Below are 2,384 nucleotides of genomic sequence, written 5' to 3'. Positions count from 1 at the left end.
AGCTGGCAACCTCAAATCATTTGATCGGGGAATGAGCTATCTACCAAAAACTCAAGAGTCATTAGTCATTGGTCATTAGTTGCTCTTATGGCACCTTTTGGTGTTTCTACATCTAGAAGAAAATGTAGAGGCGATTGTTGGATAAGGCGGTCTGGATCCTTTCCAATAATTTCCCGCCATTTCGCTTGGCTAATTGGACGAGAGTCTTCGCTCAAAAACAAAGTTAATCGCCCAGTCAATAAAATAAGATGGAAGCCAATTGCCTGAATTGTGGGAACGAGGTATCACAAAAGTATTGCGGCCATTGTGGCCAGACCTCCAGCACGCACCGTTACTCTCTGAAACATTTCATTACGCACGACTTCATTCATGGCGTGTGGCATGTGGACAAAGGTATTTTGTATACCCTCAAAGAACTGTTTGTCAATCCCGGCAACAGCGTTCGCGGCTATGTGCTGGGTAAACGGGTGGGGTATTTTAACTTTATCACGCTGATCCTGCTCGTTTTAGGTATATCCGGCCTGCTCGGACCATATACTCATATTAAACTGGCTGATTTAATGTCGGAATCCAGTAAAAAAACCGTTAGTGAACTCGAGGCATTTGCAAGTCACTATCCAAAGCTGGTTTTGCTCATTACCATACCTATCACGTCGCTTTTCAGTATGTTCTGGTTCAGAAAAGCAAAGTTTAATTATGCAGAACACCTGGTACTTAATTCTTACAAGGCCGCGGTCGAGATGATTGTCTCGCTGGCGTTTACCGTGATCACTATATTTTATACCAACCTGAAAGGCCTGCTGTTAATTTATTACCTGGGCATTGAAGTCTTTGTGTTCGTTTACACCATCTGGTTTTATTACCAGTTCTTCTCCAAGTCGGGTTATTCAAAAAAGGCTCTGCTGATCAGAAGTTTTATGGTACCTGCATCCATTATGTTCCTTTCCGTTGTAGTCGGTATCATCATGGGAATAATTAATCACCTTCCTCATTGATCAGAAGTAACTCAGGCTGATGCCGTTTTGAGTAAGAATTATGAAGCTTTTAACGTTGCCCTCAAACAATCAGATGGTTCTTGGAAAAAACAGACTGTTGCAGCCCAAACTGTTGAACAAGTTGTCTTGATGGGCAACCCTCAAGTCACAGGAGATGCTCTAGTTTATGCTTTGGAATTAGGTATGCCTGTTCACTATCTTTCTAGCTTTGGTAAATATCTGGGTTCTGCACTTCCTGGTTATTCGCGCAATGGTCAATTGCGATTAGCACAATATAAACTATATAGCGATCCCGTCGGACGTTTAGAATTAGTCAAAACGATTGTAGTAGCGAAAATCCACAATCAATATCAGGTTTTATATCGTCATAATGAGCGAGATAATCCTCTCAAAGAACGTAAAAGTCTTGTCAAAAGCCAAAAGACCATAGATCAGGTCAGAGGAATTGAAGGTTTAGCTGCACGAGAATATTTTGCTTGCTGGCCACGGATGGTTGGAAAACAGTGGACATTTACTGGTCGAAATCGTCGTCCGCCTACTGACCCAGTGAACTCGTTGCTCAGTTTTGCCTACGGTTTGCTGCGAGTTCAAGTAACAGCTGCGGTTCATGTTGCTGGGTTAGATCCTTATATTGGTTACTTACACGAAGTCCATCATGGTCAGCCCGCAATGGTGCTGGATCTCATGGAAGAGTTTCGCTCATTGATCGCTGACAATGTAGTGTTAACTGTATTGCATAAACATGAAATTCAACCTGATGATTTTAACGAAAGTTTAGGTGCATATCGTCTGAAGGATACTGCCAGAAAAACTTTCTTACAGGCATTCGAGCGCAAAATGAATGATGAATTTAAGCATCCTGTTTTTGAGTACAGATGCACTTATAGACGAGCGATTGAATTACAAGCTCGGTTATTGGGCCGCCATTTACAAGAAGGGATTCCATATAAAGCTTTAGCTTTACGTTAATTATCATTTATGCAAAAATTTGACAATGACTACCCTGTTTTATTTGATTATTTATGATCTGCCTGATAACAGAGCTGCAAATAAACGTCGCACTCGCTTACATAAAATGTTGTCTGGGTACGGAAAATGGACACAATACAGCGTTTTTGAGTGTTTTTTAACCGCGATCCAATTTGCTACCCTCCAAACCAAGATAGAAAAACTGGTTAACCCTCAAGAGGATTCGGTACGATTGTATATACTTGATGCGGGCGCAATCAAACGAACAATTACATACGGCTCAGAAATCCCTCGACAAGAGCAAACAATAGTCTTATGATTATGTAATCAGCTTGATGATTGGCAAGTCAAAGCGGGGGCTAAAACCCTGGGGGATCTGCCAAAATCGCCAGAACCTTGACAAATGAATAAATACAGCGT

The 2,384-nt window shown here is 41.6% G+C and carries 3 protein-coding genes and 1 pseudogene; 3 read left to right on the top strand and 1 reads right to left on the bottom strand.

Annotation, left to right across the window (positions count from 1 at the left end):
• Window positions 1-65: 65 nt before the first annotated feature.
• Window positions 66-215 (bottom strand): hypothetical protein, encoded by a 150-nt coding sequence (locus LC574_RS35960; protein ID WP_229458397.1) that lies wholly within the window; start codon window positions 213-215, stop codon window positions 66-68.
• A 33-nt stretch (window positions 216-248) separates the two neighbouring features.
• Between LC574_RS35960 and LC574_RS35955 the strand changes: the two genes are divergently transcribed.
• From LC574_RS35955 to cas2, 3 genes and pseudogenes are all read left to right on the top strand, one after another.
• Window positions 249-995 carry a DUF3667 domain-containing protein gene (locus LC574_RS35955; protein WP_229458396.1) on the top strand — a complete coding sequence of 249 codons (747 nt, stop codon included), beginning with the start codon at window positions 249-251 and terminating at the stop codon, window positions 993-995.
• Between the two features lie 18 nt (window positions 996-1,013).
• A pseudogene (gene cas1d / locus LC574_RS35950) lies at window positions 1,014-1,964 on the top strand (type I-D CRISPR-associated endonuclease Cas1d); the annotation flags it as partial.
• A 25-nt stretch (window positions 1,965-1,989) separates the two neighbouring features.
• Window positions 1,990-2,283 (top strand): CRISPR-associated endonuclease Cas2, encoded by a 294-nt coding sequence (gene cas2, locus LC574_RS35945; RefSeq protein WP_229458394.1) that lies wholly within the window; start codon window positions 1,990-1,992, stop codon window positions 2,281-2,283.
• Window positions 2,284-2,384 lie beyond the last annotated feature (101 nt).

The sequence above is a fragment of the Nostoc sp. CHAB 5715 genome (assembly GCF_020829685.1).
Taxonomy (GTDB): Bacteria; Cyanobacteriota; Cyanobacteriia; order Cyanobacteriales; family Nostocaceae; genus Nostoc.
Note: the sequence above shows the minus strand (reverse complement) of the source record. Positions and strands in the feature narration are given on the sequence as shown.